The organism is Bacillus sp. SIMBA_074, from assembly GCF_046534555.1.
Classification (GTDB): Bacteria; Bacillota; Bacilli; order Bacillales; family Bacillaceae_G; genus Bacillus_A; species Bacillus_A mycoides.
The window spans coordinates 174,464-197,858 of the sequence record NZ_JAWRYM010000007.1; the positions used below are offsets into that span (position 1 = coordinate 174,464).

At 35.9% G+C, this 23,395-nt stretch carries 25 protein-coding genes; 16 read left to right on the plus strand and 9 right to left on the minus strand.

Annotated elements, in window-relative coordinates:
• Nucleotides 1–4 precede the first annotated feature (4 nt).
• The 8 genes from SB773_RS11230 (at nucleotide 5) to SB773_RS11265 (ending at nucleotide 10,256) form a co-directional block, all read left to right on the plus strand.
• Nucleotides 5–1,552: a glycosyltransferase family 2 protein gene (locus SB773_RS11230; protein WP_044444340.1), complete on the plus strand. Its 1,548-nt coding sequence runs from the start codon at nucleotides 5–7 to the stop codon at nucleotides 1,550–1,552.
• Nucleotides 1,542–2,786, plus strand: coding sequence for a nucleotide sugar dehydrogenase (locus tag SB773_RS11235; RefSeq protein ID WP_410589942.1), 1,245 nt, complete (start codon nucleotides 1,542–1,544; stop codon nucleotides 2,784–2,786). Before SB773_RS11230 ends, SB773_RS11235 begins: the two co-directional genes overlap by 11 nt.
• Nucleotides 2,783–3,748 carry a UDP-N-acetyl-alpha-D-glucosaminuronate decarboxylase gene (locus SB773_RS11240; RefSeq protein WP_002140285.1) on the plus strand — a complete coding sequence of 322 codons (966 nt, stop codon included), beginning with the start codon at nucleotides 2,783–2,785 and terminating at the stop codon, nucleotides 3,746–3,748. The genes SB773_RS11235 and SB773_RS11240 overlap by 4 nt, the downstream gene beginning before the upstream one ends.
• The gene (locus SB773_RS11245; RefSeq protein WP_410589970.1) at nucleotides 3,741–5,285 is read left to right on the plus strand and encodes a glycosyltransferase family 2 protein; all 1,545 of its coding nucleotides are present in this window, start codon (nucleotides 3,741–3,743) and stop codon (nucleotides 5,283–5,285) included. Before SB773_RS11240 ends, SB773_RS11245 begins: the two co-directional genes overlap by 8 nt.
• Nucleotides 5,257–5,475 (plus strand): hypothetical protein, encoded by a 219-nt coding sequence (locus SB773_RS11250; protein WP_410589945.1) that lies wholly within the window; start codon nucleotides 5,257–5,259, stop codon nucleotides 5,473–5,475. The genes SB773_RS11245 and SB773_RS11250 overlap by 29 nt, the downstream gene beginning before the upstream one ends.
• A 152-nt stretch (nucleotides 5,476–5,627) precedes the next feature.
• Nucleotides 5,628–7,877: a formate C-acetyltransferase gene (gene pflB / locus SB773_RS11255; RefSeq protein ID WP_078176012.1), complete on the plus strand. Its 2,250-nt coding sequence runs from the start codon at nucleotides 5,628–5,630 to the stop codon at nucleotides 7,875–7,877.
• Between the two features lie 69 nt (nucleotides 7,878–7,946).
• Complete coding sequence (pflA, locus tag SB773_RS11260; RefSeq protein WP_044444343.1) at nucleotides 7,947–8,678, plus strand: pyruvate formate-lyase-activating protein; 732 nt, start codon at nucleotides 7,947–7,949, stop codon at nucleotides 8,676–8,678.
• A gap of 411 nt (nucleotides 8,679–9,089) precedes the next feature.
• On the plus strand, nucleotides 9,090–10,256 hold the full coding sequence (locus SB773_RS11265; RefSeq protein ID WP_410589948.1) for a diglucosyl diacylglycerol synthase: 1,167 nt from the start codon (nucleotides 9,090–9,092) through the stop codon (nucleotides 10,254–10,256).
• A gap of 525 nt (nucleotides 10,257–10,781) precedes the next feature.
• On the opposite strand, the gene SB773_RS11270 is transcribed toward SB773_RS11265, so the two are convergent.
• The 4 genes from SB773_RS11270 to SB773_RS11285 form a co-directional block, all read right to left on the minus strand.
• On the minus strand, nucleotides 10,782–10,901 hold the full coding sequence (locus SB773_RS11270) for a YfhE family protein (RefSeq protein WP_000358484.1): 120 nt from the start codon (nucleotides 10,899–10,901) through the stop codon (nucleotides 10,782–10,784).
• A 110-nt stretch (nucleotides 10,902–11,011) separates the two neighbouring features.
• A complete protein-coding gene (locus tag SB773_RS11275) occupies nucleotides 11,012–11,569 on the minus strand; it encodes a GNAT family N-acetyltransferase (protein ID WP_002091129.1) in 558 nt (185 codons plus the stop codon).
• A gap of 240 nt (nucleotides 11,570–11,809) precedes the next feature.
• A complete protein-coding gene (locus tag SB773_RS11280; RefSeq protein WP_002010318.1) occupies nucleotides 11,810–12,940 on the minus strand; it encodes an amidohydrolase in 1,131 nt (376 codons plus the stop codon).
• Nucleotides 12,941–13,087: 147 nt separating this feature from the next.
• Nucleotides 13,088–13,993, minus strand: a complete 906-nt coding sequence (locus SB773_RS11285) for a TIGR01777 family oxidoreductase (protein ID WP_088031336.1) — start codon at nucleotides 13,991–13,993, stop codon at nucleotides 13,088–13,090.
• An 81-nt stretch (nucleotides 13,994–14,074) separates the two neighbouring features.
• Here SB773_RS11285 and recX point away from each other — a divergent pair, with 81 nt between their 5' ends.
• Together recX and SB773_RS11295 are read left to right on the plus strand one after the other, a co-directional pair.
• A complete protein-coding gene (gene recX / locus SB773_RS11290) occupies nucleotides 14,075–14,887 on the plus strand; it encodes a recombination regulator RecX (RefSeq protein WP_002125056.1) in 813 nt (270 codons plus the stop codon).
• A gap of 9 nt (nucleotides 14,888–14,896) precedes the next feature.
• A complete protein-coding gene (locus SB773_RS11295; protein ID WP_002010323.1) occupies nucleotides 14,897–15,214 on the plus strand; it encodes a YfhH family protein in 318 nt (105 codons plus the stop codon).
• 62 nt (nucleotides 15,215–15,276) lie between these two features.
• On the opposite strand, the gene SB773_RS11300 is transcribed toward SB773_RS11295, so the two are convergent.
• On the minus strand, nucleotides 15,277–15,429 hold the full coding sequence (locus tag SB773_RS11300) for a YpzG family protein (RefSeq protein ID WP_002010325.1): 153 nt from the start codon (nucleotides 15,427–15,429) through the stop codon (nucleotides 15,277–15,279).
• A gap of 32 nt (nucleotides 15,430–15,461) precedes the next feature.
• Nucleotides 15,462–15,620 carry a small, acid-soluble spore protein K gene (locus tag SB773_RS11305; RefSeq protein ID WP_002010326.1) on the minus strand — a complete coding sequence of 53 codons (159 nt, stop codon included), beginning with the start codon at nucleotides 15,618–15,620 and terminating at the stop codon, nucleotides 15,462–15,464.
• Between the two features lie 122 nt (nucleotides 15,621–15,742).
• Between SB773_RS11305 and SB773_RS11310 the strand changes: the two genes are divergently transcribed.
• Nucleotides 15,743–16,009 (plus strand): YfhJ family protein, encoded by a 267-nt coding sequence (locus tag SB773_RS11310; RefSeq protein ID WP_002010328.1) that lies wholly within the window; start codon nucleotides 15,743–15,745, stop codon nucleotides 16,007–16,009.
• Nucleotides 16,010–16,033: 24 nt separating this feature from the next.
• Here the strand turns inward: SB773_RS11310 and SB773_RS11315 are convergent, their stop codons facing one another.
• On the minus strand, nucleotides 16,034–17,014 hold the full coding sequence (locus SB773_RS11315; protein WP_410589953.1) for a metal-dependent hydrolase: 981 nt from the start codon (nucleotides 17,012–17,014) through the stop codon (nucleotides 16,034–16,036).
• A gap of 149 nt (nucleotides 17,015–17,163) precedes the next feature.
• Here SB773_RS11315 and mutY point away from each other — a divergent pair, with 149 nt between their 5' ends.
• Nucleotides 17,164–18,261: an A/G-specific adenine glycosylase gene (gene mutY, locus SB773_RS11320; protein ID WP_410589955.1), complete on the plus strand. Its 1,098-nt coding sequence runs from the start codon at nucleotides 17,164–17,166 to the stop codon at nucleotides 18,259–18,261.
• A 239-nt stretch (nucleotides 18,262–18,500) separates the two neighbouring features.
• On the opposite strand, the gene SB773_RS11325 is transcribed toward mutY, so the two are convergent.
• Entirely contained in the window at nucleotides 18,501–18,677 is a 177-nt protein-coding gene (locus SB773_RS11325) for a hypothetical protein (protein ID WP_002091123.1), read from the minus strand.
• Nucleotides 18,678–18,802: 125 nt separating this feature from the next.
• On the opposite strand from SB773_RS11325, the gene SB773_RS11330 reads away from it, so the two are divergent.
• The 4 genes from SB773_RS11330 to SB773_RS11345 all read left to right on the plus strand — a co-directional run bounded on the left by SB773_RS11330 (nucleotide 18,803) and on the right by SB773_RS11345 (nucleotide 22,192).
• Nucleotides 18,803–19,084, plus strand: coding sequence for a gamma-type small acid-soluble spore protein (locus SB773_RS11330; RefSeq protein WP_002125062.1), 282 nt, complete (start codon nucleotides 18,803–18,805; stop codon nucleotides 19,082–19,084).
• Between the two features lie 188 nt (nucleotides 19,085–19,272).
• Nucleotides 19,273–19,527: a YgaB family protein gene (locus tag SB773_RS11335; protein WP_002010338.1), complete on the plus strand. Its 255-nt coding sequence runs from the start codon at nucleotides 19,273–19,275 to the stop codon at nucleotides 19,525–19,527.
• A 319-nt stretch (nucleotides 19,528–19,846) separates the two neighbouring features.
• Nucleotides 19,847–20,377, plus strand: a complete 531-nt coding sequence (gene ntdP / locus SB773_RS11340; protein WP_000506630.1) for a nucleoside tri-diphosphate phosphatase — start codon at nucleotides 19,847–19,849, stop codon at nucleotides 20,375–20,377.
• A gap of 54 nt (nucleotides 20,378–20,431) precedes the next feature.
• The gene (locus SB773_RS11345; RefSeq protein ID WP_410589959.1) at nucleotides 20,432–22,192 is read left to right on the plus strand and encodes an ABC transporter ATP-binding protein; all 1,761 of its coding nucleotides are present in this window, start codon (nucleotides 20,432–20,434) and stop codon (nucleotides 22,190–22,192) included.
• Nucleotides 22,193–22,206: 14 nt separating this feature from the next.
• Here SB773_RS11345 and SB773_RS11350 read toward each other — a convergent pair whose 3' ends face one another.
• A complete protein-coding gene (locus SB773_RS11350) occupies nucleotides 22,207–23,295 on the minus strand; it encodes an aromatic acid exporter family protein (protein ID WP_002063696.1) in 1,089 nt (362 codons plus the stop codon).
• Nucleotides 23,296–23,395: the final 100 nt, after the last annotated feature.

The following is a 23,395-nucleotide window of genomic DNA, read 5'->3' on the forward strand; positions in this document are numbered from 1 at the left end:
AAGTATGAGAATATCAGTTGTTATTCCAGCGCATAATGAAGCAAGTACTTTATCACAAGTTTTAGTAGAAGTGGAGAAGCTGAAGCCGTATGAAATTATTGTAGTAGATAATGGATCGACAGATGGAACGAATGAAGTCGCATTACAGCATAGTTGCCATGTAATTTATTATAAACATTCTCTTGGTAATGATGTAGGAAGGGCAATTGGAGCTAGAGAAGCAAAAGGTGAAATTGTATTGTTTTTAGATGGTGACATCGTTATTGAGAGTAAAGAGCTACAGCGTTTCGTGAAAGGAGTTCAGCAAGGGCATCAAATTGTTGTGAATAATTTAACATGGTCTGTTTATTTAAAGATGAGACCACACTATACGACAGTTGGAAAATTCATGTTGAATCGTTATTTGAATAAAAAAGAGCTTGTTGTTGGTTCTTTAATCGCAATTCCACATGCGATGAATCGGGATGTTATTGAGAATCTTGGGTGGTGGAATTTAGCAGATCCAGCACTATTTCAAGCGATGGCGATGTCTAGAGGAGTAGATATTGCCGATATGGCTTCGGTCGATGTAATTCACACGAATAAGGTTCGTCCTGTGCATACGGGTACATCACCTGGTTCTCCTTATCCGAAGGCGACTAGTCGTATTATGGGTGATCATTTGTGTGCTTTGCAATATGTAATCGAAACATATGGTAAACGTGGCGGTTTTTCGGAGGGAAACAGGGATAGAGAGTTTATAGGGAAGTATAAACCAGTTTTATTACAAAAGGAAAAAGCGAAATACAGTGCTATTATACCCGTATCAGAAGAAAAAATGACTATAAGATCTGTCATACAGGAAGTGAAAAAGGCAGGTGTAGATGAAATTATAGTTGTTGCGAATGGAGCAGATGCCGAGACAATTAAACAAGCAAAGCTAGAGAATGTTATTGTAGTTGAATTCGAGAAGGCACTTGGACATAATGTAGCACGAGCGATAGGGGCTATGCATGCTACGGCAGATATTTGTTTATTTGTTGATGGTGATTTTGCTATTCCGGCAAAAAAGCTAATTCCATTTTTGCATGCTATTGAAGACGGAAATGATGTGGCGTTAAATGATTTGCAATGTTTGTTAGATATGTTTCACCCGGCAGATCCAATTAGTATGGGGAAATATTTCGTGAATTTGGTAGCGAAACGACCAGATTTATGGAACAACTCATTAACGGCAGTGCCACATGCTATGCATAAAAAGGTAATAGAGAAAATTGGATATGATTCCCTTATCATTCCACCATTAGCTCAAATGAAAGCTATTTTAGAAGAATGCTCTATTACAGCAGTGGAATTTGTAGATGTTATAAAAACAAATCGAGTACGTCCAGAGCAACATGGGTTTGTAAATGGAAGAATTCCTGCATTCGATCGTATTTTCGGAGATCAGCTTGAGGCGATTGCTTATTTATTACAACATACGAATGGGCGCGGGAGTTTTACAGACGGAGAAAGGGATAGAGATATAATACTACAATTGAGAAGGGAAGAAGAGAATATAGATGAATGCTAGTAGTAAAGTAACCATTATTGGATTAGGATATGTTGGCCTTCCTTTAGCGGTCCTTTTTGCAGAAAGAGGACATGCTGTACTTGGATTAGATAAAGATACTAGGAAGATAGAATCAATAATTAAAGGAGAAAGTTATATTCCTGATGTTTCTTCTAACGTATTACAAAATTTATTGAACGAGAGAAAATTAATAGTAAATACACCAGATAAAGGTGTTGCGGAGTTCCAAAATAGTGAGTATGTTATTGTGACTGTGCCAACGCCAATTAATGAGAATAAAGAACCTGATTTAAGTGCACTCGTTTCAGCCTCCCATTATATACAACAACACCTTCAAGAAGGACAAACCTTCATTTTTGAAAGCTCCACATATCCAGGTACACTGGAGGAAGTTATCATTCCGATTATTTCTCAAACAGGTAAAAAGGTAGGAGAAGATTATTATATTGGGTATTCTCCAGAGCGAATTGATCCAGCGAATAGCCAGTATTCAGTTGAAACAATTCCAAAAGTTATTAGTGGACAAACCGAGCAGTGTAAACAAAAAGTACAGGATTTGTATAGCACTATATTTGATGTAGTCGTTCCCGTTAGCTCTCCGAAAGTGGCCGAGATGTGTAAGCTATTGGAAAATATTCAGCGCTTAGTTAATATTTCATTAGTAAATGAGTTAAATATACTTTGTGAAAGTTTGAATATTAATTTTTATGAGGTGCTTGAAGCGGCATCTACAAAACCGTTTGGATTTACTCCGTATTGGCCAGGACCAGGAATAGGAGGACACTGTATTCCGGTAGATCCTTTATATTTTCAATGGATAATAAGAAAGGCTGGAGCAATTAGTCAATTAATTGAGGCAGCACATGTAATTAATGAAGAAATGCCAGCGAAAATAATCGGGAAAGTAAAAGGTGTGGTGCAATCACCCGCAACGGTTTTAATAGTAGGGATTGCATATAAGAAAGATGTAAATGATTTGAGAGAATCACCGGCGTTGCCAATTATTCAATTATTAATAAAAGAAGGATACAAGATAGAATATCATGATCCGTATATTTCTACAGCGAAAATTGGAGATACACTATATCAATCTGTTCCATTAGATGAACAAAGAATTAAACAAGCAGATTGTATTTTAATTGTAACGGATCACTCTAGTATCGATTGGAAGCTCTTTAAAGGGATTGAGCGATTAATAGATACACGTGGAATTATAAAGAAGGTGAGTGTATGAGTGAAAAATGTTTAATTACAGGTGGAGCAGGATTTATTGGTTCGCATTTAGCTGAAGAGTTGGTGAAAAGAGGTTATGAAGTTACTATTGTGGATAACTTCTATAAAGGAAAAAATAAATATCATAATGAGTTAATGAAAGAGCTCCGGGTTATTCCAATAAGCGTTTTAGATAAAAATTCAATTTATGAATTAGTGAATCAACATGATGTGGTGTTTCATTTAGCTGCAATTTTGGGAGTCAAAACTACAATGGAAAAAAGTGTAGAGCTTATTGAAACAAATTTCGATGGAACGAGAAATATTTTACAAGCAGCGTTAAAAGGGAAGAAGAAAGTAGTATTTGCATCTACTTCTGAAGTATATGGAAAGGGAGAGCCGCCATTCTCTGAAGAAGGAGATCGTTTATACGGTGCAACTTCCAAAATACGTTGGAGTTATGCAATTTGTAAAACGTTAGAGGAAACATTATGTTTAGGGTACGCATTAGAAGGTTTACCTGTAACGATTGTTCGTTATTTTAATATTTATGGTCCAAGAGCGAAAGATGGTCCGTACGCAGGAGTAATTCCACGATTTATTCGTGCGGCTTTGCAAGGTGACGATATTCTCGTGTATGGAGATGGAAAGCAGACACGCTGCTTTACGTATGTAAGTGATGCGGTCGAGGCAACAATTCGTGCAATGGATGAGAAGGTAAATGGTGAAATTATTAATATAGGTTCTGAGAATGAAAAAAATATAAGAGTAGTAGCGGAAGATATAAAAAAATTAACGAAGTCTATTTCCAAAATTGTGCACGTTCCATTTGAGGAAGTATATCCACATGGATTTGAAGAGATTCCAAATAGAAGACCAGACGTAACGAAATTAAGAGAACTTGTTCAGTTTCAAGCGAAAGTAACGTGGGAACAAGGATTGAAAGAAACTATTAAATGGTTTCGTGAAGAAAACAATGGCTAAGTCGTTATCAGTTATTATTCCCGTATGTAATGAAGTGGATACGATTTCAGATGTGGTTCAATCGGTAGAACCATTGAATCCAGTAGAGATTATTGTAGTAGCAAATGGTTGTAATGATGGTACAGAAGCGATTGCTGAGAGCTTAGGATGTACAGTAATCCAGCATAAAGAGTCACTTGGTAACGACGTTGGACGCGCAGTTGGTGCAAAACATGCGATAGGTGATGTATTACTGTTTGTAGATGGAGATTTTGCTATTCAAACTTCAAAATTACAATTATTCCTTAATCCGATTTTACATGATCAGGCGGACATCGTTTTAAATAATTTGGACGCATTATTTTTAAAGAAACAAAAACCGCACTCCGTGACAGTATGGCGCCAAATATTAAATGCAATGTTAGAGCGTGAAGAATTAAAAATTGATTCTTTATTATCTGTACCTCATGCGCTGACGAAGGAAGTTGTGCAAAGTATTGGAGACGAATGTTTTGTTAATCCTATTGTGGCTCATCTACGCCTAGCACAAAGTAAATGGAGAATTAGTCGTCATTGTGCAATTGACGTTATTACGCCAAATAAATTTCGTCCATTCGAGCATGCTGCATATGGCACGGATCTTTCTCAATCTGAAAAACGAATGATAGGTGATCATATAGAAGCTGTAGCAGAGCGGATATTAGGCAGCGATGGGCGCGGAGGATATTATGATGGAAATAGGAAAAGAGAGTGTGTCTATCATACTCTAAATTTTGAAGATTTTTATCAAGGATGGGGCGTTACATCTAATTTGTATAAAGGAGAGCAATTATCGGTAATTATTCCTGTGCAAAATGAAGAGAAAACAATTGGAAACGTTATAGAAGAGCTTCGCAAAATTGAACCTTTTGAAATCATCGTTGTTGTAAATGGTTCGTCCGATAAAACGGCAACAATTGCAAAAGACAAGGGAGCAACAACAATTGTGTATAAAGAAGCACTTGGAAACGATGTGGGGCGTTCGCTTGGAACTTATTTTGCAAAAGGAGAAATTGTTTTATTTATAGACGGTGATTTTGTTATTCCAGCTAGTGAGCTATATCCCTTTGCAAAAGCTATTGCAGATGGAACGGATGTCGCATTAAATGATTTAAATCATTATTTAGATTTGAGAGTACCACTTCATCTTGTAACAGCATTTAAATATGCATTAAATTTAGCTTGTGATAGAAAAGATTTAGGAGTAGGCTCTCTTATTGCTGTACCTAATGCGTTTAGTCGTACTTGTTTGAAGGAAATAGGGTATAAATCATTATTGTCACCTTGTGTAGCACAAGTGAAAGCTGTACTTTCAGGTTTTGAAATCGCTTGTGTAAGTCGTGTCGATGTTGATAAGATAAACCGTATTCGTCCCAGTGAACATTTCGCAAAAATAGGTCATCCTCCAGCTGTCCTTCGAATTATTGGTGATCATATAGAAGGATTAGAGCAATTAATTGCATTAACAAACAGTCGTGGTGGATTTTACGATGGAAATAGAAAAAGAGATGTTTTATAGTGGTAACAAAAAAAGTGTACAACGTATGTACACTTTTTTGCTCTGTTATAAAAACTATAACAGATTAGGAGGTAAGAGTATTACAGCTCTACAATGGGTATCGTTCTTATATTACAAAATAGGACTCGTATATAAGAATACCAAAAAAATACAATTAAAGAAAGGGTTAATTCTAAAGAGTTTTATATGAGGTTAACACTATGTATGTAGTAGTTTGCTCAACATTTCACAAACATGTCACAACTATTTCGTCCACTTCCGAAAAAAAGTAGTATTCTAAGTGTGTAAGCTGTTATATAAAAAATCGTAGTCCTGTACTAATCAAAAATGGAGGAGATTAGGATGACTCAAGTATTAGAAAATGTAAAAAGCGCGTGGGAAAACTTTAAAGGTGAAAAATGGAAAGCAGAGATTGATGTTCGCGATTTCATTTTAAATAATGTAAACGTTTACGAGGGAGAAGACTCTTTCTTAGCGGAAGCAACTGAAGCAACGAAACAACTTTGGGATCAAGTAATGGATTTAACAACAAAGGAACGTGAAAACGGTGGCGTTCTTGATATGGATACAAAAATTGTTTCTTCTATTACATCACATGAACCAGGATATTTAAATAAAGATATTGAAAAAGTGGTCGGTTTCCAAACTGATAAACCATTTAAACGTTCTTTACAACCATATGGTGGTATTCGTATGGCAGAACAAGCTTGTGAAGCGTATGGATATGAAATGGATAAAGAACTTAGCAAGATTTTCAGAGACTGGCGTAAAACTCATAATCAAGGTGTATTTGATGCATACACACCAGAAATGAAAGCGGCTCGTAAATCAGGTGTTATTACTGGTCTTCCAGATGCGTATGGACGTGGACGTATTATCGGTGACTATCGCCGCGTAGCGCTATATGGTATAGATCATTTAATTGAAGCGAAAAAAGCTGATTATAATTTAACTGGCGGTGTAATGAGCGAAGATACAATGCGTTTACGTGAAGAATTATCTGAGCAAATGCGTGCACTTCAAGAGTTAAAACAGATGGCTGCTTCTCATGGATTCGATATTTCTAAGCCAGCTACAAATGCACAAGAGGCCTTCCAATGGTTATACTTTGCTTATCTTGCAGCAATTAAAGAGCAAAACGGGGCAGCAATGAGCCTTGGACGTACCTCTACATTCTTAGATGTTTACATTGAAAGAGATTTAGCAAATGGTACTTTAACAGAAGAAAAAGCACAAGAAATTGTTGACCATTTCATTATGAAATTACGTCTTGTGAAATTTGCAAGAACACCTGATTATAATGAACTATTCTCTGGAGATCCAACTTGGGTAACTGAATCTATCGGTGGTATGGCGTTAGACGGTCGTCCGTTAGTAACAAAAAACTCATTCCGTTTCTTGCATACATTAGATAATTTAGGACCAGCACCAGAACCAAACTTAACAGTTCTTTGGTCTAAACAATTACCAGAGAACTTTAAAAACTACTGTGCAAAAATGTCTATTAAAACATCAGCAATTCAATACGAAAATGATGACATTATGCGTGCTGACTACGGTGATGACTACGGTATTGCTTGTTGTGTATCAGCAATGAGAATTGGTAAACAAATGCAGTTCTTCGGAGCACGTGCAAACTTAGCGAAAGCATTACTATATGCGGTTAACGGTGGTAAAGATGAAAAGTCAAAAGCACAAGTTGGTCCTGAATACGCACCAATTACTTCTGAAGTATTAGATTATGAAGAAGTTATGCGTAAATTCGATATGACAATGGAATGGTTAGCTGGTCTATACTTAAATACATTAAATGTAATTCACTATATGCACGATAAATATAGCTATGAACGTATTGAAATGGCACTTCACGATACAAATGTTCTTCGTACAATGGCAACAGGTATCGCTGGATTATCTGTAGTAGCAGATTCTTTAAGTGCAATTAAATATGCACAAGTAAAACCAATTCGTGATGAAAATGGTATTGCAGTTGATTTCGAAATTGAGGGAGATTTCCCTAAATACGGTAACAATGATGATCGTGTAGATGAAATTGCAGTAAATCTTGTGAAAACATTTATGAACAAGCTTCGCAAACATAAAACATACCGTAATTCTGTTCATACAATGTCAATCTTAACAATCACATCTAACGTTGTATACGGTAAGAAAACTGGTAACACTCCAGATGGACGTCGTACTGGAGAACCATTTGCACCGGGCGCAAACCCAATGCATGGCCGTGATACAAAAGGTGCATTAGCATCATTATTATCTGTAGCTAAATTACCATATGAAGATGCACAAGATGGTATTTCAAATACATTCTCTATTATTCCAAAAGCACTTGGTAAAGAAGATGATGTACAAGTACGCAACTTAGTATCTATGCTTGATGGATATGCAATAAAAGAAGGACACCACTTAAATATTAACGTATTTAACCGTGAAACATTAATGGATGCAATGGAGCATCCTGAAAAATATCCACAATTAACAATTCGTGTATCTGGTTACGCTGTTAACTTTATTAAATTAACTCGTGAACAACAAATTGATGTAATAAACCGTACAATGCATGAAAGCATGTAAGTGAAAAAAGTATCCCTCCGCTTTTAATATATAGCGGAGGGAGGCTGTTTCAATAAAGGAGGAAGTAACATGGTAAAAGGAAGAATACATTCTGTAGAGTCTTGTGGTACTGTTGATGGCCCAGGGATTCGTTATGTCATATTTACACAAGGGTGTTTATTACGTTGTCAATATTGTCATAATGCTGATACATGGGAAATCGGTAAAGGTAAAGAAATAACAGTTGAAGAAGTGATGCAGGATGTGACATGTTACCTTCCATTTATTGAAGCTTCTGGAGGCGGTATAACAGTTAGCGGTGGAGAGCCACTATTACAGCTAGACTTCTTAATTGAGTTGTTTAAAAAGTGCAAAGAAGCTGGTATCCATACAACAATCGATTCTTCTGGCGGTTGTTATTCTGAAGAACCAGAATTCCAAAATAAGCTAGATATTTTAATGGAGTATACAGATTTAGTTTTATTGGATTTGAAGCATATTGATTCAAAGAAACATCGTAAATTAACAGGGAAACCAAATGAACACATTTTACAATTTGCTCGTTATTTATCGGATAGAAAGAAACCAATTTGGGTAAGACATGTATTGGTTCCCGGTGTTACCGATGGTGAAGAGGATTTGCAAAAATTATCAAACTTTATTCAAAGTCTATCTAATGTTAAGAAAGTGGAAGTGCTGCCATATCATAAGCTCGGTGTTTATAAATGGGAGGCACTTGGACATAAGTATCCACTTGCGGATGTGAATCCACCGACAGAAGAAAATGTTGAACATGCAAAACATATTTTACAAGCAGTCTAACCTAAACATTTGGTTAGGCTTTTTGTTTCTTCATAATAAAATCTAGAGTATATATTTAGAAAAGAGTATACTGAAAAGGGAATATCCATATTTTTGTAAAGAATAAGCGGAGAAATTTACATAATTGTAAAGGGAAATCAAAATAGTAAAAAGAATTAAGAAGTAAAAGAGTGAGTATTATGGAATATAGAACATTTGTAAGTTATTGCGAAAGCTCTTATAGGAAAGTATAATGTAAAGATATGAGCACAGATAGGATTAAGGGGTCAATCTTATATGCTTTGCATATCCACGACAGATACATAGCTAACAGGAAAGTATTAGAATCCGAGTATGTAGTTTTTAAGGAAAATGTTTTTCCTATTGTCGTATATGCAATATGGAGAAACAAAAAGCTAGGAGTGGATTTGTTTGATAAAAAACCCCAAGGTTTTAATATTAACTGCACATTACGGTAACGGTCATGTGCAAGTGGCAAAAACATTAGAACAAACATTTCGCCAAAAAGGAATCGAAGATGTAATTGTATGCGACTTGTTTGGAGAATCACATCCAGTTATAACCGATATTACAAAATATTTATATTTAAAAAGCTATACGGTAGGAAAAGAATTATATCGTTTGTTTTATTATGGTGTAGAGAAAATTTATGATAAAAAAATAGCATCTTGGTATGCGAATTTTGGGAGAAAGCGTTTGAGGACGCTATTACAGGTGGAGAAACCGGATATTGTTATTAATACCTTTCCAATCATCGCTGTACCAGAATTGAAAAAGCAAATAGGTATTTCTATTCCTGTTTATAACGTATTAACGGATTTTTGCGTGCATAAAATATGGATCCATCGAGAAGTAGATCGTTATTTTGTAGCAACCGATCATGTGAAAAAAGTGATGGTTGATATCGGTGTACCTGCAGAACAAATTGTTGAAACAGGGATTCCGATTCGTAGCAGTTTTGAGCTAAAGATAAATCCAGCAATTATATATAATAAATATCAGTTATGTAAGGATAAAAAGATGTTACTAATTGTAGCAGGTGCTCATGGTGTGCTAGGGAGTGTAAAAGAGCTATGCCAGTCATTTATGTCAGTACCAAACTTACAAGTAGTTGTCGTTTGTGGGAAAAACGAAGCTTTAAAGCAGGATTTAATGGAACTACAGGAACAAAGTTCTGATGCTTTAAAAGTATTTGGTTATGTTGAAAACATTGATGAATTGTTCCGTGTTACTTCTTGTATGATTACGAAGCCAGGTGGTATTACATTAAGCGAAGCAGCAGCATTACAAGTACCTGTCATTTTATATAAACCTGTCCCAGGACAAGAGAATGAAAATGCGTTGTATTTTGAAAAACAAGGGGCTGCAGTTGTAATTCGTGATGATAGTGAAGTTTTTGCAAAAACAGAGGCGTTATTACAAGATGATATGAAGCTTCTTCAGATGAAAGAAGCAATGAAAAGTATTTATCGTCCTGAGCCAGCTGGTCATATTGTGGATACAATTTTGGCAGAAAATCATGCAGAGCCGAATCATATACCTATTAAATCACCAGTTCTTGCCGAATCTTTTACTTAATATGAAACCCTCTTTTAAGCATTTAAAGAGGGTTTTTTTATTGTTGTAAAAAAAATAAACGTGAAGTATTAACTTATCCCGCTATTTGTGGGCAGTAAGACCCCTACCTCAAAATTCACCGAAAGCAAAGAAGTTAGGTTGGGGTCGGGCTGCCCGTAAAAGCCCGATTGGTGAGGGCTAATAATCAGTGGGGATAAACAAAACTCCCACTGATTAAAGTTTCACTTTATCCACAAAGGATTGCGCTTCTATTAGACAGTAAAGTCGGAATATTAACAGCTATATCCACATAATCCACAATTTTTAGAAAATTATCCACAATTCTCACGTTTAGAATTCATTTAAATAAATGAATTCGTAAAATACTTTTGTAATTTATGCACAATTCTACGGTTTTTGTGGATAAGGTTGTCCACAAAAAAGGTTCCTTATAAATAAGGAACCTTTTTTGCTAATTCATTGGAAAATATTATGTAATGAAACTGAATAATTAGGGGGGAAACCTTCTAATTATTCAGTTTCACTTTAAATACTTTTTGAGCGATAGCCCGCTGCACGATCTGCTTTTCGAAATTCTCGCTGATAGAGAACTTCTTGTGTACTAGATAATGTGTTTTTTGCTTTATCACGTTTCTTTTTATCCATTACAAATCACCTCGTGTCCTAAAGTCACTATCTATCGTTTCCAAAGACATGGGGTGATATACATATATGTCAAACTAGAAATGATTAATTATCATTTCTGAATTTTTAGATTACGCTTCTTTTAATTGGTGTGCTTCTTGGAATGTTGTATCTCGCATTGTTGCAAGTGTATACTGATCTTTTGGAATTTCATATAAATTATATACTTCTTCATGCGCGTTAATTTCATCATAAACGGCTTTTCTTGTTTCGTTTGCTAGATTTACATATTGTAGTTTTTCGGCAGCTTTAATAGACCGAATATTTATTTTACGAATACGCATAAAAATCGTTTCAATATCTAATTCATAGAAAAGTTCGCTAAAAAATGAATCTTTCGCCAATTTATTATATCCTTTACCATGATATGGTTTGCCAAGCCAAGTTCCGAGGAATCCAGCTTTTTCTTGCACATCAAATAAAGTAATTGTGCCGATGGGGTTACCCCATTCATCTAAAATTGTGCGTGAGATTAATTCTCCACGCTCTTCGGCTTCGATTGTTTGTTTCGTTAAAAATAAATATTCTTCATAAGAATAGGCCTTTTGACGCACAAAAGGGAAGACAGCAGGATCCACCATTAATTCGTATAGAACGTGGCTGTCGTGTAAGTCGCGTTTTTTCAACACACTAACTCCTCCTCACACGAGGGTAGCATGACGAAAAAGCACCCACCCTCGAAATTTTTATATCAATCTTTAAAAAATTTCGGGGTGGGAATCGAACCCACTAGAACCAGTTTCTAACGCTGGTGGCGCACCATTTGCCTTCCCCATTCATCAATTTGAAAATGATAATCACGACACAAATTGATTATGGTTTCATTCAGTTTATAATCGTATAATACTGTATCTAGTCAAAAAAATAAACTAGTTTTTTTTATTTTTTTTGTAAATTATTTTTCCGTCAATCATAGTGAGTACAGGCTTGGCTAAATAATGGAAAGGATGATGTGTCCATAACACGAGGTCAGCATCTTTTCCAACATCAATGCTTCCAATTCTATCCTCCAAACGTAAATTTCGAGCTGGGAAAATAGTGATTCCTTCCAACGCTGTTTTCTCATCTAATCCTTCTCTTACTGCAATGGCAGCGCAAACATTTAAATATTGAATTGGTGTATAAGGGTGGTCGGTTGTAATAGAAACTTCTACTCCATTTTTCGATAAAATATGATAAGTATCCCACGTTTTGTTTTTTAATTCAATTTTCGAACGTCGCGTAAGAGTAGGTCCAACTGAAACTTTTAAATTGTGTTTCGAAAGCTCTTCAACAATAAAGTGTCCTTCTGTACAATGTTCAATACGTAAATCAAGATTGAATTCTGTCGCAAAGCGTAAAGCTGAAGTGATATCATCTGCGCGGTGAGCGTGGATACGTACCGGTATTTCTCGGCGGAGTGCTTTTAAAATAGGTAGCATTCGAAAATCAGCTTCATGCCCGTAGTGTTGTGCGTCATAGAATGATTCACGAAGTAACCCCATAATTCCCATACGTGTTATTGATTCTTTTGTGCCGTTGCTATGGAACTTTTTAGGGTTTTCTCCAAAGGCAATTTTTAAACCAGCAGGTTCCTGAATAATCATATGATCAATACAAGTTCCAGCAGTTTTTATTACACAAGTAGTACCGCCGATAATGTTTTGGCTTCCGGGCATCACGTGAACAGTCGTAACACCATTTTGTACAGCGTCTTGAAATGCAATATCAAAAGGATGAATCCCGTCTAAAGAACGGATATGTGGTGTTGAAACTTCGGATGTTTCATTTGCATCATTACCAGCCCAACCAGTACCTTCATCGTAGAGGCCAAGGTGAGTATGAACATCAATAAATCCAGGCAAGAGATGAAGAGCTCGTGCATCTATAACGGTCATATCCTGAGTAGTATCAATATGAGGTTTGACCGCGGCAATGCGTTCTCCTATAACGAGTACATCTCCTTGAAACTTTTGGGATGTAATAGGATATACAATGGCTTGTTTGAGCAATATTTTCATAGAGACCTCATTTCCGTCACCTTGTAATGTGTAGAATAGGTTTAGACAAAGTAACTGAAAGGTTTTTCGTGTAGTAATGCTCCGGTGTTTAAAAAGTAAGAAGTCTTGGAGGAGATAGACTACCCGTAAAACTGTATTTTAAAAGTACTACATTGTATGCAAGAGGATATTTTGTAATGCATGGTTAACTGTTGGAAATGTGTATTGATATCCATGTTTAATAGCTTTATTGGGTAATACATGTTGCCCTTCTAATACAAGTATACTCATCTCACCGAGTAAAGCGCGAAGTACAAATGAAGGAACAGGTAGCCAATGAGGTCGCCTAGTTATAGTGGCAATAATTTCACCGAACTCTTTCATCCGTATTGGCGTTGGCGCTGTAATATTAAAAGGTCCGTCAATTTCTTTTTTGTGAATGATGAAATCAATCATGCGAACGACATCGTCTATATGAATCCATGATAACCATTGGTTTCCAGATCCAAGTGTACCGCCGATATATAATTGATAGGGAAGTAGCATTTTTGGAAGAGCTCCTCCATCTGCGCCCAATACGACTCCAAATCTTGTGTAGACAGTTCTTATTCCAATGGAGCGGGCTTTAGATGCTTCTTGCTCCCACAAATATACTGTGTTTGCTAAAAAGTCATCTCCTGGAGTCTCTTGCTGTTCTGTAAAAGATTCGGTTTCAGATGTCCCATAGTATCCAATGGCACTTGCATTAATAAATGTGTGTGGCTTTGTTTCAAGTGTTTGTAATTGTTTAATGAGTCCTTTTGTTGTTTGAATTCTACTGTTTAAAATTGATTCTTTTTGTTTTTTTGTCCATCTACTATTAATAGATTCTCCAGCTAGATTAATAACTACATCGATAGAGGAGAGAGGGAAGGTCTGTAAATCCGGTGTCCACTGTACGTATTGAAGGTTAGTGTGTGAAGTTTCAGTAATTTTTTTTCGAGTAAGAATGTAAACAGTAAATCCCTTTTGAATAAAAAAACTAGAAAGGGATTTGCCTATAAAGCCAGAGCCACCAGAAATTGCGATTTTCACAATCATTTCCTCCTCATTATATATATTCTTGAAAAGAAAAAACGTTCCTTGACTATGTTAAAATAATAGAGAGGTGAGAGTATGACTGTCATTACAAAAATAGAAGTGCAAAAACGATCGAAAGAACGATTTAATATTTATATTGATAAAGGTCAGGGCGAAGAGTACGGGTTTAGTGTGAATCAATCAATCTTAATGAAACATGGGTTACAAAAAGGCTTAGAAATTGATGAAGTAGCGTTAGGGAATATTTTGTACAATGAAGAGGTACAAAAAGCATATTTACAAGCGATTTCCTATTTATCCTATCAAATGAGAACAAAACAAGAAATAGAAGATTTCTTACGAAAAAAAGAAGTGGGACAGGCCATCATCTCTGAAGTCGTTTCGAAATTATTACATGATCGATACATTAATGATAAAGAGTACGCTATTTCATACGTACGAACGCAAAGTAATGTGAATCAAAAAGGTCCAACTGTTATTAGGAGAGGGCTATTAAGTAAAGGTGTTCAGGATTTAATCATTACACATAGTTTACAAGAGTATCCAAAGGAGAAGCAAATGGAGAATGCTTTGTTTCTTATAGAAAAGAAGAAAAAATCTTATCAAAAGCATTCATTTTTACAAATGAAGCTAAAGTTAGATGAAATGCTTGTTCGTAAAGGATATTCTAGAGATGTGATTCAAATTTGCTTGGAAGAATTGAAAGACGAAAAAGATGACGAACAGCAAGAAGAAGCGTTACACTATCATGGGAATAAATATTATGAGAAATATAAGAAGTATGATGGTTGGACATTCGAAAATAAGGTGAAGCAAGCGTTATATCGAAAAGGATTCTCTATTGATGAGATAGATATATTTTTACAAATGAAACGTGAAGAGGGATGAGGAAATAAGATGGGTACGCCAAAACGCTACAGTGAAATGACACCACATGAGCTAAGGGAAGAAATTGGGGTTTTGAAGGAGCAAGCAGTAAAGGCTGAGCAACTTGGAATTGTAAATGAATTCGATGTATTAATGAGAAAAATGGCTATGGCTCGTGCTTATATGATAGATATAAATAAATTCCATATTGGTGAGACATATGAATTAGTAGAAGAACCTGGTGTGGTATTTAAAATTACGTATTTCAATGGGGTATTTGCTTGGGGATATAAGCAACATGATAATGAAGAGATTGGAATACCAATTTCCTTGCTACAAGAAAAATAAAAACCAGAGAGCGAATCTCTCTGGTTTTCATCTTTGGTAGGCGTTAAAGGAGATAGGAGATTCTAAAATTGGCGTTTTTTACATTCATTTGCCAGTATAATGAGAGACTGGGTTTGTTGCGTCTGTCCGTTAACTTGCGCTTTCGCATGTTTTGGACGAGTCCACGTATGGTTAAATAATTCAGAACGACGATCTAAATGGTCACGGTAGCTCATCTTTATCACCTCGTGTAGGAATTTAATTTGTACTACTCTTCCTGCTGATTTGCAGCACGCATACGCTCTTGTGGGTGCGTGTTAATTGTGCCGTTAGGTCGTTTCGAAGCGAAGCGTGATTTCGCTTTCGGTTGACCGTCGATTTTGCTGTTGTTTTTTGACTCAGACCAAAATTCGGCTTGTCTACCCATTAAGAACGCCCCCTCATTATCAGTCGATACCCCTTTAAGAAGTATCACTTATAGAATGTGCAAAATAGAAGAAACTATCCTTTAGAAATTAAGGGAATAAATAGGTAAAAGGAGAATAGAACATGAATGATATTTATGAAACATTAACGAAAGAATTATTAGATAAAAATGACAACCTTTCTTACGCACAAGCTCGTGCATGGGTTGAATTACTGTGGGAAGACTTCCGAACAACTTATGCTAAATCAGGTCGTTACCAAGGTGAGGAAATGACTGAACAAGTGGTACGAACATGGGTTAATAATCATGGAGGGCGCCTTCATGAAATGCGTACAAATAATCCGAAGTATAGTCATTTAATCAATCAAGAAGATCATTTGAAACATTAAAAAAAGCGACGTAGGTCGCTTTTTTTAATGTGGAAGCAATTCCAGTTTCTTTCGAAGTTTCTCTTCGCTGAAAATCCATCCTGTATATGAACTAATAATATTTAAATTTTGATCGAGCTGAACGATTGCGACGAATGGATAATAATCTTTACTTCGATACCGCAAATCAATAAATCGAACTTCATAATAGTTATCATAATCGAAAATATCCCAGCGATATACAGGCGAGAAAGATAAGAAAGCAGATATATTTTCATCTCGCACAGCGGCTTGCATAATGGCGGTATTCGGGAACGGTAAGCGATTAAATTTATCGTATACAAGGATGTTACCGCGGTGCCATCTTGCTACGTAGTAATGTTCAGTTGTAACGACGGCTAAATGATAATGATAAAATTTGTAAGAAGGAGAAATAATTACTTTCTCTACATTTTTGAAACGTTTGTATACTACACTTTTAATATTTCGATGCATCATAATGCGGCCGATATAGTAAACAAACATTAATATATACGCTGCTAAAGCAGTATAGCCTTTATGTGCTCCGACAAGCATACAGGCGATAGCAAGTATATGGATAAAGAAAATGACAGTATCAAACGTATTAATTATGCCGAGCGCTACCCATTTTTTTGTGAAGGGCCTTAATGCCTGTGTACCATAGGCATTGAAAATATCCACAAAGACATGAAGAAAGACGGCAATAAATGACCAAAGTAGTAGATGCAGATAGGGAGCGTCTGAAAAGAAGGCGAAAGAGATGCCACTTATAAGGAGTGACCAAAGGATCACTGCAGGGATGGAATGAGTAATCCCGCGATGATTTCTTATATATTTAGCGTTATTACGCAATTTTAAAACTGTATCGATGTCAGGAATATTGGAACCGGCAATTGTTGCAAGCATCACTGCTTGTGGCCCAATATCACTTTGTGCTATAGCTGGATCTAATGTTGCCAAACTGCCTAGAGTAACGCCCATAACAAGGTGAGTGGCTGTGTCCATAGAAATCCACCTCCGTTTTTTATTAATGTAACTCTTTTTATTCGATACCTCAAGTCCTTTGCCTTCTATTTCCTATGTCATCTTACTTAAATTTTTTCCTAAAATCTTTATAATAGTACGTATATGCAAAAAAATGAGGGGGATCAAGTTTGACACTTGAAATATTAAATGAGTTTAACATAGAACAGTTTCAAAATGATTTAATTGGTTGGTTTGAAAAAGAACAACGTGATTTACCGTGGCGAAAAAATAAAGATCCATACCGTGTTTGGGTTTCAGAAATTATGTTACAGCAAACAAGGGTAGAGGCTGTAAAACCATATTACGCAAATTTTATGGGGAAGTTTCCTACGCTTGAAGCGCTAGCAACTGCCGATGATGAAGAAGTATTAAAAGCATGGGAAGGCTTAGGTTATTATTCTAGAGCACGAAATTTACATGCTGCAGTAAAAGAGGTAAAGGAAGTATACGGCGGGACAGTACCGAGCGATGTAAAGAAAATTGAAAAATTAAAAGGAGTGGGACCATATACAAAAGGTGCCATTTTAAGTATTGCATATGGCATACCAGAGCCAGCGGTTGATGGAAATGTTATGCGCGTATTATCTCGTATTTTATCAGTGTGGGATGATATTGCAAAACCGAAAACGAGAAAAGTTTTTGAAGAGATTGTGCGTGAAATTATTTCTATAGAAAATCCATCTTATTTTAACCAAGGTTTGATGGAATTAGGGGCATTAATTTGTATACCGAAAAATCCATCTTGTTTACTTTGTCCTGTACGTGAACATTGCAGAGGGTATGCTGAAGGTGCTCAAAAAGAACTACCAGTGAAGAGTAAAGCGAAAGCACCTACAATGGTACCGCTCGTTGCGGGAGTACTTCAAACTGAAGATGGCCGTTACGTAATTAATAAACGCCCAAGTACGGGATTACTGGCTAATATGTGGGAGTTCCCGAATATTGAACTAAGTGAAGGTATTCGTAATCAAAAACAACAGCTTACGGATTATATGAAGGAGAGCTTTGATCTCTCTGTTTCTATTGATGAATACGCGATGAATGTACAACATACTTTTACACATCGTACTTGGGATATCTTCATATTTTACGGAAAAGTAACAGGTAATATTGTCGAAACGGATACATTAAAGTTTGTATCGAAAGAAGCGTTTGAACAGTTACCTTTCTCGAAATCACATCGTACAATTTACGAAAAGTGTGTTGAGAAAATTACAATGCAGTAAAGTGAAACTTTAATCAGTGGGGGTTTTCTTCATCCCCCACTGATTATTAGCCCTCACCAATCGGGCTTTTATGGGCAGCCCGACCCCAACCTAACTTCTTTGCTTTCGCTGCATTTTGAGGTGGGGTCTTACTGCCCGGCAAATAGCGGGATAAATAATAAAAACGTGTTCCAGAACTTTGGAACACGTTTTTTTATATTGAAAATAAATTTGTATTTTGAGGTTGAAAATCCACGCGTTTATAATCCGCCCCGTGACTCGATTTCTTTAACAACTTCTTTATAAATCGTTTGTCCCTCTACATTTAGATAAGGCATAATTTGCTGAAATGAATGATGAAAATAAGCTAATTCATCCTCTTTCCATTCATTTTTGGAAATCATAGTTAGCTCAGTCATATCACGTCCAGTATACATATTCCCACCTCCATCATATGTAGTTTGAATGAGTGATAAGAGATATATACGTGAATTTTTAAAAAGAAAATTAGGGATAACTTCTAAGTGAATTGGTTACATTATTGATTGTGGAGGTGAGAAAGATGAGTAAAAAACAACAAGGTTATAATAAGGCAACTTCTGGTGCTAGCATTCAAAGTACAAATGCTAGCTATGGTACAGAGTTTGCAACTGAAACGAATGTACAAGCAGTAAAACAAGCGAACGCACAATCAGAGGCACAGAAAGCACAAGCTTCTGCTGCTCAAAGTGCAAATGCTAGTTATGGTACAGAGTTTGCAACTGAAACAGATGTGCATGCAGTGAAAAAACAAAATGCACAATCAGCTGCAAAACAATCACAATCTTCTAGTTCAAACGAGTAATGAAAGAAAAACACTTCTCCAATTCGAGAGAAGTGTTTTCTTTGTGTGCGTGTCACTGTAATGAAAATAAAGGGAACGACATAACTTCTAATAAGTCAACAAATATAGTCAAAGGAGAAAGAAGTTCACGATTAGAAAATATGTAATAGGAATTATAAATGGCGAATGAATCAAAAAGGGGGTAAGTGATGAACGATTTTGATAAGTTGGTAGGAGAGCAGTTGGAAACGATGGATGAGCTTTTAAAGTTACAATCACATTTAGAGAAGTATCAGCAAATTGAAATGAGTGGAAGGGATACGTGCGATAAAAAAGAATTGCATTTTATCCGTCAAGAAATATACAGAACAGAAATAGCATTAAAACTTTTGCATGAAAAATTTGAACAGCAAACGAATAATGTGATTCAATCTTTTGAAACCGAAAAAATAATTTCAAATTAAGGGTGAGATATGTTGTTGATTTTAGGTGAAAAGTCCTTTCTTAAACAGAGGTGAGGGGGCTTTTCTTTTTGTTATATCTTCGTTTAATCTTCTAAAATACGTATTGCTAATTCATAGGAAATGTTCCTTCGTTAAAAGGGTTAGTGATGGGGTATTCAATAATACAAACTTCATTATATTCCTCATGAAAACAAGTGTCCTATCGCTTTAGTTTTAAAATTTTGACAAAAAAGTTATAATAGAAAAAAAGTGAATGCAGTTCAAGGGGTAGTTAAGACAACTTAAGAAAAGCATTTGCGGTTGAAAGAAGGGAGCATATATGGGATTTCCCAAAGAAGGAGAAAAGGTACAAATACATAGTTATAAACATAATGGCTCCATTCATAGAATGTGGGAAGAGACAACAATTTTAAAAGGGACGCAGAGCCTTGTGATCGGAGCAAATGATCGTACAGTAGTTACGGAATCAGATGGTCGAACATGGGTTACTCGCGAACCTGCGATTTGTTACTTCCATGCTAATTATTGGTTTAATGTAATTGGAATGCTGAGAGAAGAAGGAGTATATTATTATTGTAATTTAAGTTCTCCTTTTGCATATGACTCTGAAGCATTAAAGTATATTGATTACGACTTAGACATTAAAGTGTACCCAGATATGACATATACACTTTTGGATGAAGATGAGTATGAAAAGCATAGTCAAATCATGCAGTATCCACCTGTTATTGATACAATTTTAAAACGAAATGTAGCACATTTAACACAGTGGATTCATCAAAGAAAAGGTCCATTCGCACCGGATTTCGTAGATATGTGGTACGAAAGATATTTAATGTACAGAAATTAAAACAAACCTGCAGGGAATTTCCCGGCAGGTTTGTCCTATTAGAGGGGGGATTATGTGCAAGGTATAAAAAGATATTTACAATTTGTTAAACCATATCGATGGCTTATTGCTATTACAATTATTATTGGTCTTGTGAAGTTCGGTATCCCGCTTATTATGCCATGGTTATTAAAGTATATTATTGATGATGTTATTCAAGGCACGGGATCGCTTCAAGAAAAAACGTCTCAATTAATAACCGCAATTGGGATTGCTTTTTTTATTTTTGCAGTAGTAAGACCGCCGATAGAATATTATCGTCAATATTTTGCGCAGCGCATTGCCAATACAATACTACACGATTTACGAAAATACATTTTTGGGCACTTGCAAAAATTAAGCTTACGTTATTATTCGAACACAAAAACAGGGGAGCTTATTTCACGTGTAATCCATGATGTAGAACAAACGAAGGACTTTGTAATTACTGGTCTTATGAATGTCTGGTTAGATACTGCAACAATTGTTATTGCCATTATCGTTATGTTTTCTATGAATATAAAATTAACCTTTGTTGCTTTATTAATCTTACCTATTTATGTAGTTGCAGTGAAATATTTTTTCGGGCGCCTTCGAAAATTGACGAAAGAGCGCTCGCAAGCGTTAGCAACTATGCAAGGGTATTTACATGAACGTATTCAAGGGATGCAAGTGACACGTAGTTTTGCATTAGAAGAGTATGAAAGAGGACAGTTTGAAAAGAGAAATAATGAATTTTTAACGAAAGCACTAACTCATACGAGTTGGACGGCGAGAACGTTTTCGGTAGTGAATACGTTAACGGATTTAGGGCCGTTACTTGTTATTGGTTTTGCGGCATATGAGGTAATTCAAGGGTCGTTAACACTGGGTACGATGGTTGCTTTTGTTGGATATATGGATAGTTTATATAGTCCGCTTCGTCGCCTTGTTAATTCATCTACAACATTAACACAGTCTTTCGCCTCGATGGATCGAGTGTTTGAATTGTTGGATGAAAAATACGATATTGTTAATGTGCCAAATGCGGTGCAAACGAAAAGGCTAGATGGGGAAGTTATATTTGATAATGTTTCTTTTCGTTATAATGCGGATGAAAAAGAAATATTGCATAATCTGTCATTAACTATGCGCCCGGGAGAGAAGGTTGCGCTTGTAGGGGCAAGTGGAGGAGGAAAGTCATCTCTTGCTAGTTTAATTCCGCGTTTTTACGATGTTTCTGAAGGTGCAGTTTATATAGACGGGATAGATGTAAGAAAGTATAATATGAGAAATTTACGTAGTCATATTGGAATTGTGCTACAAGATAATTTATTATTTAGCGATACAATCGGGGCTAATATTTTATATGGCAATCCGAAAGCTACAGAGGCGGAAGTGATTTCAGCTGCCAAAGCTGCACAAATTCATAATTTTATTACAGAGTTGCCAGAGGGCTATGATACTGTCGTTGGGGAACGTGGTGTGAAATTATCTGGTGGACAAAGACAGCGTGTAGCAATCGCACGGGTTTTTCTAAAGAATCCGTCTTTACTTATATTAGATGAAGCAACTTCCGCTTTAGATTTAGAAAATGAACGATATATTCAAGAGGCACTGCAAACGTTAGCTGCAGATCGGACAACAATTATTATTGCACATCGATTAGCGACGATTACGCATGTTGATACAATTATTTATGTTGAAGATGGTGAAATAAAAGAAAAGGGTTCTCATGAAGAGTTAATGAAAAAGAGGGGGTTTTATTACAATCTATATCAACTTCAGCATATAACAGAAACAGCTCCTTTAGCGTAAAAGGAGCTGTTTTTTTATTCGTCTTCTTTTTTATCTTCGATTTGGAGTTCGCTTTCTGGTTTATGGTATGTGTAGAAGCTATCCACAAGTAAATCTAAATGCTCTACTTCCTCACTGTAGTTAATAATTGAAGAAATAAGAGGGAAGAGGTGTAACCATATTTTATATGCTTCCTCATCGTCTTTATTTTGATAATCCATAAAGATATCAATCAATTCTTGTTTACCGGTTTCAACTTCATCAAGCATCTCAACGGATTGTTGTTTCTTTGCTTTACCAATAAATTTTAATAACACTTGTTCGTGATAATGCGTTAATGAATCAAGTTCGTTTTGAATAGATTCCTGAAACTCTTCTGGCATATAGCGCAGTTCATTTTCGGTGCGATGTAATGATTTTAACGTGCTTAAAGCGCGGCTTGTTGTCGCTAACATTTGTCTGAATAAAACGAGCTTACGAATTTTCGCGAATTGTATTTTTTTCGTATAGCTTCTTTCTTCTTTATACAGCAAATAGTAATGATTTAGTTTAATCATTTTTTCTTTCATGCGATCAATATCGGTTTTTAGCGTTGTAAAATCAGAAGCTTGCCTACTGTTCATACGAATCCATTTAACAATTTCCTCTGTATTATCAACGATGCGATGGTAAAGTTTTGTTTCATATTTTGGCGGCATAAATACTAAATTTACAAGCGAAGCCGCAATAATTCCAATCATAATCGTCGCGAATCGAAGTAAGGCAAAATTAAAGAAATCTTCGCCTTGATACTCCATAATGGCGATAACTGTTACTAAAGCGAGTGATATTGTTTTTTCTAAGCGTAATTGTAAAGTAAGAGCAATTACTAATATACACGTTAATCCAATAATAAAAGGATTATGTCCAAAAGCAGTAGCAAATACGATAGCGAATACAGCACCAATTACGTTTGCTTGAATTTGCTCAAGAGCAGTTAAATACGAGCGGTATACAGACGGTTGAACAGCAAAGATAGCTGAGATTCCCGCAAATACAGGACTCGGTAATTGAAGTAAAATACAAGCAAATAAAGCTAATGTAATGGCAATACCCGTTTTTAAAATGCGAGCACCAAGTTTCATACCCTTATTGATATCCTTTCTCTTGTCATAATGAATGTACAACATGATACTATACATTCATTACAATATGTTAGCAAGTGATATTTTAGTGACGTTAAAA